Source organism: Mumia sp. (genome assembly GCF_028803055.1).
GTDB lineage: Bacteria > Actinomycetota > Actinomycetes > Propionibacteriales > Nocardioidaceae > Mumia.
Window position 1 is genome coordinate 8,859 of record NZ_JARBCJ010000068.1, and the last position, 6,642, is coordinate 15,500.

The following is a 6,642-nucleotide window of genomic DNA, read 5'->3' on the forward strand; positions in this document are numbered from 1 at the left end:
GGCTTCACCGACCTCGCGCAGTGGCAGTACGAGACCTACCGGACGACGGCCCGCGAGGTCCTCCTGCGGATCGCGGCTGCCGCCGGCATCGAGTGGTCGGTTCCGGTGGACCTGCTGTCACGCATGCTCGTGGTGGTCAACGACGGTGTGGTGCTCGCGTGGCTGGTCGACGGCGACAGCGCCAAGGCACGAGACGTCTATGCGGCATTCCTCCAGCAGATCGCCGCGATGGCCGAGCCGGTCGGCGCCTCCAGCTCCGGGTGAGCGGCCGGCGCGAGCCGCCGATCAGGCCAGCCCGCGCCGCGACACCGCAGGCTGTCGTACGCCCCTGATCGACGCGACCATGTCCAGGCACTGACGGGTGGCTGCGACGTCGTGGGCGCGGAAGACGCGCACCCCCGCGGCCGCAGACCAGGCCGTGGCCGCCAAGGTGCCCGCGAGCCGTTCGTCGCGTTCGAGGTCGAGGGTCTCGCCGACGAAGTCCTTGCGGGAGAGAGCGACCATCACCGGCCAGCCGGTCGCGACCAGCTCTCCGATGCGACGGGTGAGGAGCAGCGAGTGCCGGGTGTTCTTGCCGAAGTCGTGGGTCGGGTCGAGGAGCACCGACTCCGGCGCCACCCCGGCCGCCACCGCACGCCCGGCCAGCTCGGTCGTGCTCGCGACGACGTCGGCGACCACGTCGTCGTACGCGGGGCGGAACGGGTCCGTACGCGGGGGCAGGCCGCCGGTGTGGCTGCAGACGAGACCGGCGCCGTGCTGCGCGGCGACCTCGGCGAGCTCGGGGTCGTGTCCGGCCCACGTGTCGTTGATCAGGTCGGCACCGAGGGCGCACAGGCGGTCGGCGACCTCGCTGCGCCAGGTGTCGACGCTGATCACCAGCTCCGGGTACGCCTCGCGCGCGGCCCGGACGAAGTCCTCCGTACGCCGCAGCTCCTCCGTGGCGTCGACCGTGTCGCCGTAGCCGGCCTTGACACCGCCGACGTCGACGATGTCGGCCCCCTCCGCGACCACCACGCCGAGGTAGGCGAGCGCGTCGTCGAGGTCGTAGGTGCGGCCCCCGTCGTAGAAGGAGTCCGGCGTGCGGTTCACGATCGCCATCACCGCGTGGTCCCCGGGCGCGATCACCCGTCCGCGCAGTCGGAGGTCCATGGCACGATCGTAGGCGTGATCTGGATCGGAGTCGTGGTCGGAGCCGTCCTCGTCGGTGCGGTGGTGACGGTCGTCGCCGGACGGACCGGGGACCTCGCACCGCTGCCGTCCTCGCGTCGTGACGTCCTCGTGCCGGCCGACCGTACGCTCTCGGCCGACGACCTGCAGGCGGTGCGCTTCAGCTGGGCCTGGCGGGGCTACGCGCGCGACGAGGTCGATTCGCTGATGGCGCGGCTCGAGAAGGAGGCCCGCGCGCGCGACGAGAGCACACCGTCGTCGCCCGTGGAGCCGTCGGTGACGCCCCGGGACGACGCCGATGGGTGACGCGGTCGTCGGGTCGGACGGAGTCGCGCGCTGCGCGTGGGCGGAGTCGTCGGACGAGATGCGGGCCTACCACGACACGGAGTGGGGCCGTCCCGTCCGCGACGAGCGAGGCTTGTTCGAGCGACTGACGCTGGAAGCGTTCCAGTCCGGCCTCTCGTGGGCCATCGTGCTCCGCAAGCGGCCGCGGTTCCGCGAGGTCTTCGCAGGTTTCGACGCCGAGGTCGTGGCGGCCTACGACACAGCGCGGGTCGCCGCGCTCCTCAGCGATGTCGGCATCATCCGCAACCGCGCCAAGGTGGAGGCGACGATCGCCAACGCCCGGGCCATCCGGGCGCTGGACGGTGGTTTCGCCGACCTGGTCTGGTCGTTCGCCCCCGAGCCGCGTCCGCGCCCGCTCTCGATGACCGACGTCCCGGCGGTGACCCCGGAGTCCACCGCCCTGGCCGCTGGCCTCAAGCGGCAGGGGTTCAGGTTCGTCGGCCCGACCACGGCGTACGCGATGATGCAGGCGGTCGGCATGGTCGACGACCACCTCGCCGGCTGCCAGGTGCGCACCGACCCGGTCTGAGCGAGGATCGGCTCATGCGGACAGCAACGCGTGGCGCCCTCGCCGGCAGTGCCGTGGGCGCTGTCGCGCTGGCTCTCGTGGTCCCGTCGGCGGCCGAGGCGTCCGCCACGCGGTCGGTGCGGCAGGTCGTGCCGGACAGCACGGCTCCGTCGAGGGTCGTGGTGCCGGCACGCAGCCTCGCCGAGCCTCGTCCTGCGGTCGTCGAGCGGGTGGTGATCGGCCGCTCCCGCAGGGGCCGCCCGATCCTCGCGTTCCGGCTCGGTGACCCCGACGCGACCCGGTCGGCGGTCGTCATCGCGGCGATGCACGGCAACGAGCGCAAGCCCCAGACGATCCTCCGCACCCTTCGCGACGGTCGTCCGATCACCGGCCTCGACCTGTGGGTCGTCCCGAGTGCCAACCCCGACGGGGTCGCCCGCAAGGCGCGACGCAATGCCCGTGGCGTCGACCTCAACCGCAACTTCCCACGGCGCTGGAAGCGGTCCAGGCGCGGCGTCACCTGGTCGGGCCCGAGCGCGGCCTCCGAGCCGGAGACGCGCGCCATGATGCGGTTCCTCCGCCGGGTCGCCCCCGATCAGGTCGTCTCGTTCCACCAGCCTCTGTACGGGATCGACACCAGCGGGACCGGCAACCGCCCGCTCGCGCGGCGGCTCGCGAAGCACCTCAAGCTCCCCAGGAGGTCATTCTCCTGCGGGTCGGGCTGCTACGGGACGATGTCGCAGTGGTTCAACCACCGGCTCGACGGCCAGCTCGTCACGGTCGAGCTCGGGCGCAGTCCGTCGCGTGCCTACCTGACCCGGACCGCGCCCACCGGCCTCCTCAAGGCGCTCGGCGGCACGCGGTCCTGACGCCGCGGCTCAGCGGCCCACGAACGTGGGCTGCTCCTTGGCGAGGAAAGCCTTGACCGCGGTGCCGTGGTCCTCCGACGCACCGGTCAACGCCATCAACCGGGCCTCGTTGGTGAGCGACTCGGGCAAGGAGTGGGTGGCGGAGAACGCGAGCGCGCGCTTGAGGGAGGCGTACGCGAGCGTGGGGCCTGTGGCGAGGCGCTGGGCGAGGTCGGCGACCGCCTCGGAGAAGGCGTCGTCGGGCACGACCTGCGTCGCGAGACCGAGCGCCAGAGCCTCCTCGGCACGGACCGTACGGGGCAGCAGGAGCAGCTCGGTGGCCTTCGGGAGGCCGACGAGCCGTTGCAGCGTCCACGACGCCCCGGTGTCCGCCGACAGCGCGATGCCGGCGAACGCGAGGTTGAACCCCGCGGACTCGGCGACGATCCGGAAGTCCGCGGCGAAGGCGATCGAGGCGCCCGCGCCGGCGGCGATCCCGTTGACGGCGGCGATCACCGGCTTGGGCATCGTGGTGATCGCGAGCACCATCGGGTTGAAGTGCTCCTCGACGGTGTTGCTGAGCTGGCCGCCCTCGCTCATCTTCGCGACGTGCTCCTTCAGGTCCTGACCGGCGCTGAAGGCCCGCCCCGAGCCCGTCAGAACCACGCACCGGACGGCTTCGTCGGCCGCCGCGGCGTGCAGGGAGTCACGGAACGCGACCTTGGTCAGATCGTCGAAGGAGTTGAGCACGTCGGGGCGCGACAGCGTGATCGTGGCGACGCCGTCGGCGACCTCGTAGGCGACGGCGGGGTGGGGTTCTGTCATGGCGTCAGTCTGCCGCATTCACTCCCGGCGGGGACGTGGGCGATAATGGACGCATTCAAGGTGCACGCGCCCGCGCTGCGCACGGAGGAGAGGGGAACGCATGGCGGCCATGAAGCCTCGGACCGGAGACGGTCCGCTGGAGGTCACCAAGGAAGGACGCTGCATCGTGATGCGGGTCCCGCTCGAGGGTGGAGGACGACTCGTCGTCGAGCTGACGAACGACGAGGCATCCAACCTGGGTGACGCCCTCAAGGCAGTCTGAGTGGGCTCCCAGCCCGGACTGACCGTCCGCTGGTCGTTGCGTGACGCCCCCGACGGCGCGCTGGACCAGCTGAGGGCCTATGTCCGGGACACCTCCTACGACCGGTTCTCCGGCATGGACGGACTGGCGTTCAAGACCTGGCGTGCTCGTGAGGGCGCGTGGTTCGAGGGCGTGTACGTGTTCGTCGACGACGCTGCTCGTGCTGCCTTCCAGGAGTCGTTCGCCGCCACCGCGGCCTCGGCACCCGGATCGCAGATCGTCGGGAGCGCGCCGGAGCTGATCGAGGAGTGCGAGGTCGTCGCGATCGCGGAAGGCGCTGCGGGCTTCAGGCCCACCCCGTCCTTCGCCTGATCGGTCGAGGTGCCCGCCGCAGGCCACCGACGTCGCCCTGGGCGGCGCCGTGGGTCTGCGGCGGGAACCTCGTACGCGTTGCTCAGAGGAGGTCGGCCAGGTGGCCCGCCGCCCGTTCGGCGCCGTCGCTCTCCACGGGCGGACCCGACGGTCGGCGCCGTGCCTCGGCGACCAGCGTCGACGTGAGCTGGTCCGGGTCGCACGCCTGCTCGTACGCCAGTCGCCGGCCCGCGGCGTACTGCGCGAGCCGGTGCGTCACGTGGACGTTCTGCTCGAAGTGGTGGCGCAGCGGCACGAAGACGAACGGCACGCGTTGTGCCGTCAGCTCCATGCAGGTGGTCAGCCCGCCCTGGACGAGCGCCACGTCGGCCGCTCCGAGGTGCCGGTGAAGGTCCGGCACGAAGCCCCGCACGTCCACGCCACGGAGGCGAGGGAGCGTACGAGGGTCGATCCGGGGTCCGGTCACCACGAGGAACCGTAGGCGCGGCTCCTCGCGACGGATCCGTGGGACCGCGTCGAGCACCCGACGCAGCAGGTGGTGCCCCACCGCAGAGCCCCCGACGGTGACGACGCAGAGCAGCTCGTCGGCCTCGAGGCCGAGCTCGGTGCGGACGGCGGCCCGTCCGATCGGGCCCACCGGCTCGAACCCGGTGACGTAGCCCGTGAAGGCGAAGTGCGCCTCGGTCCACTCCCGGATGCCGGGCAGACCCGGACCGAAGGGCTCCGTGATCACGTCGGCAGGGTTGCCGACGAAGAGCGACCGGTCACGCACACGTTCGAGCCGAGCACGCTGCTCGAGCATCTCGGCGTTGTAGTCGGCGGTCAGCGCCGCCTCCTCCGCGCCCCCGTCGGGCAGCGGGACCCAGCCGACGAAGTCGGTCAGCCACGCATACGCGAACCGCTTGAGCTGAGGGTTCTCGTGCAGGAAGTGGTCGACGTCCCACGCCTCGTCGCCGACTACGAGATCGTACGGTTCCTCGCTCACCACGTCGTCGAAGACGCCGAAGTTCGCCACCAGGATCTCGTCCATCCGACGGATCGCCTGGAAGGCGTGCAGGTCGTGCTCGCCGGCCTCGTCCTCGACGTGGGCGCACTCGCTCGCGAGAAGGGACGATGCCGGGTGGACGCGCTCGCCGGCGCGCTCCAGGACGCCGGTGGCCGGGGACTGGGTGAGCCAGTCGACGTGGAGGTCGGGGTGGCGCTCGCGCAGTGCGTCGGCGATCGCGAGGTCGCGTCGCACGTGACCGAGGCCGATCGGCGAGGTCAGGAAGAGCGCCCGCCGTCGGCGCCCTCGCGGCGGGGTCCACCTCCGCCGCACAGCCGGCTCCGCAGAAGGCCAGAGCCGACCGAGGAACTCGCCGATGGCCCGGTTGACGGCGACCGGTTCACGCGTGTGGGGGGCGTGCCCGCCGCCGGACACGGCGAACAGTGATGCCCCCGTCCTCTCGGCGAGCGCCTCCGCCTCGGCGAAGGGGCGGATGTGATCGTCCTCGCCGTGGATGACGAGAGCCGGGAGGTCGACCTGCGTGATGCTCTGCGTGAACTCGGGACGACGGCACACCGTCCGCGCGAGCTCGGTGTCGACGAGACGCTCGGGCCCGATGTCGTGTCCCCAGGCCACACAGTCCTCGATCTTCTTGGTCGAGTGCGGCTCGGTGTACATCTGCCCGAAGAAGAACCTGAGGAAGGCGTCGTAGTCGCCGTGGAGCCAGTTGTCGCGGCTGAAGGACGCCCACCCCGGCGGTGCCGGGCCGTCGCGCGGGTCGGCGAGGAACGCGTGCTGCTCCCGCTCCGGATGACCCGGCACCAGACCGAGTGCGGAGCCGATCGCGATGATCCCGGCCACCTGCTCCGGTGCTTCGCACGCCAGCGCGAACGACCAGGCCACGCCGCAGGAGAACCCGGCCACCGCCACGGCCTCGGTCACCGTCGGGTCGCGGCGTGTGCGGTCCAGCACCGCCAGGGCGTCGGCCACGAACTCGCCGTCGGCGTACGGCTCCGGCCCCACCGGACGGTCGGAGCCGCCGGAGCCACGGCCGTCGAAGGTCACCACCCGGAATCGACGTGCCAGGTACGGCACCTGCGCCTTCCACGAGCGCGACGGGATGATCGACCAGGTCGGCATCAGCAGGACGGTGTGCGGAGCGTCGCCGAACACCTCGTACGCGATGCGCACCCCGTCGCGCACCACGACGCCGTCGCTGTCGGGTTCCCTCGCGCGCATCGTCCCTCCGTCGGTGGGGCGGCGCCCCCCCGCGGCGCCCCCCCGGGGGGGGGGCGGCCCCCCGGGTTGGGGCCCCGGGGGGGGCACACGGCACCTACCGCCGGCGCGCACC

General features: G+C 72.2%; 9 protein-coding genes. 6 read left to right on the top strand and 3 right to left on the bottom strand.

All coding sequences use genetic code 11. From position 1 onward, the window contains the following. Positions 1–264, top strand: a 264-nt coding sequence (locus tag PV363_RS08545; RefSeq protein WP_301022125.1) for a hypothetical protein, incomplete at its 5' end; no start/stop codon positions are given. Between the two features lie 21 nt (positions 265–285). On the opposite strand, the gene folP is transcribed toward PV363_RS08545, so the two are convergent. Then, positions 286–1,149 (bottom strand): dihydropteroate synthase, encoded by an 864-nt coding sequence (folP, locus tag PV363_RS08550; RefSeq protein WP_220343864.1) that lies wholly within the window; start codon positions 1,147–1,149, stop codon positions 286–288. 15 nt (positions 1,150–1,164) lie between these two features. Here folP and PV363_RS08555 point away from each other — a divergent pair, with 15 nt between their 5' ends. From PV363_RS08555 to PV363_RS08565, 3 genes are read left to right on the top strand one after another with little or no spacing between them, the layout of a single operon-like run. Next, positions 1,165–1,473 carry a DivIVA domain-containing protein gene (locus PV363_RS08555; RefSeq protein WP_220343865.1) on the top strand — a complete coding sequence of 103 codons (309 nt, stop codon included), beginning with the start codon at positions 1,165–1,167 and terminating at the stop codon, positions 1,471–1,473. Continuing rightward, complete coding sequence (locus tag PV363_RS08560; protein ID WP_220343866.1) at positions 1,466–2,041, top strand: DNA-3-methyladenine glycosylase I; 576 nt, start codon at positions 1,466–1,468, stop codon at positions 2,039–2,041. Before PV363_RS08555 ends, PV363_RS08560 begins: the two co-directional genes overlap by 8 nt. A gap of 14 nt (positions 2,042–2,055) precedes the next feature. Then, positions 2,056–2,889 (top strand): M14 family zinc carboxypeptidase, encoded by an 834-nt coding sequence (locus PV363_RS08565; RefSeq protein ID WP_301022126.1) that lies wholly within the window; start codon positions 2,056–2,058, stop codon positions 2,887–2,889. A 9-nt stretch (positions 2,890–2,898) separates the two neighbouring features. On the opposite strand, the gene PV363_RS08570 is transcribed toward PV363_RS08565, so the two are convergent. Beyond that, a complete protein-coding gene (locus tag PV363_RS08570; RefSeq protein ID WP_220343868.1) occupies positions 2,899–3,693 on the bottom strand; it encodes an enoyl-CoA hydratase-related protein in 795 nt (264 codons plus the stop codon). A 100-nt stretch (positions 3,694–3,793) separates the two neighbouring features. Between PV363_RS08570 and PV363_RS08575 the strand changes: the two genes are divergently transcribed. Together PV363_RS08575 and PV363_RS08580 are read left to right on the top strand one after the other, a co-directional pair. Next, the gene (locus tag PV363_RS08575) at positions 3,794–3,955 is read left to right on the top strand and encodes a DUF3117 domain-containing protein (RefSeq protein WP_139087699.1); all 162 of its coding nucleotides are present in this window, start codon (positions 3,794–3,796) and stop codon (positions 3,953–3,955) included. Then, positions 3,956–4,306, top strand: a complete 351-nt coding sequence (locus tag PV363_RS08580) for a hypothetical protein (protein WP_220343869.1) — start codon at positions 3,956–3,958, stop codon at positions 4,304–4,306. It abuts the gene before it with no gap. A gap of 82 nt (positions 4,307–4,388) precedes the next feature. On the opposite strand, the gene PV363_RS08585 is transcribed toward PV363_RS08580, so the two are convergent. Further along, positions 4,389–6,530 (bottom strand): alpha/beta hydrolase, encoded by a 2,142-nt coding sequence (locus tag PV363_RS08585; RefSeq protein ID WP_301022127.1) that lies wholly within the window; start codon positions 6,528–6,530, stop codon positions 4,389–4,391. Positions 6,531–6,642: the final 112 nt, after the last annotated feature.

What these genes read in the sequence shown, in the direction of transcription:
- PV363_RS08560 (WP_220343866.1), top strand. Translation starts at nt 1,466, where the DNA reads ATGGGTGACGCGGTCGTCGGGTCGGACGGAGTCGCGCGCTGCGCGTGG.
- PV363_RS08570 (WP_220343868.1), bottom strand. Translation starts at nt 3,693, where the DNA reads ATGACAGAACCCCACCCCGCCGTCGCCTACGAGGTCGCCGACGGCGTC.
- PV363_RS08575 (WP_139087699.1), top strand. Translation starts at nt 3,794, where the DNA reads ATGGCGGCCATGAAGCCTCGGACCGGAGACGGTCCGCTGGAGGTCACC.
- PV363_RS08585 (WP_301022127.1), bottom strand. Translation starts at nt 6,530, where the DNA reads ATGCGCGCGAGGGAACCCGACAGCGACGGCGTCGTGGTGCGCGACGGG.
- folP (WP_220343864.1), bottom strand. Translation starts at nt 1,149, where the DNA reads ATGGACCTCCGACTGCGCGGACGGGTGATCGCGCCCGGGGACCACGCG.
- PV363_RS08565 (WP_301022126.1), top strand. Translation starts at nt 2,056, where the DNA reads ATGCGGACAGCAACGCGTGGCGCCCTCGCCGGCAGTGCCGTGGGCGCT.